Below are 254 nucleotides of genomic sequence, written 5' to 3' on the forward strand. Positions count from 1 at the left end.
AAGGGCATGGTCACCGGCCTCGCGGTGGGCGTGGCCATCTGGCTGGCCGGCCGCTGGCCGGCGCTGCTCGGCGGCGCGCCCTGGCTCCCTCCGATCCCCCCGGGACTGGAGGCGCTGGCCTACGAGCCCGACTGGTATCTCGTCACGCTGGTCTCGCTGGCCGCCAACGTGCTCGTCTTCATCCTGTTCTCGCTGGCCACCCGCACCTCGGCCGGCGAGCGGGCCGCCGCCGAGGCCTGCTCGGTGGACGCCGT

General features: G+C 74.8%; 1 protein-coding gene. It reads left to right on the top strand.

The features are described 5' to 3' along the window. A partial coding sequence (locus CVH10_RS22435; RefSeq protein WP_146143294.1) for a hypothetical protein occupies positions 1-254 on the top strand: 254 nt, incomplete at both ends.

Origin of the sequence: Halomonas sp. ND22Bw (genome assembly GCF_003011945.1) — a bacterium.
Taxonomy (GTDB): domain Bacteria; phylum Pseudomonadota; class Gammaproteobacteria; order Pseudomonadales; family Halomonadaceae; genus Halomonas; species Halomonas halophila.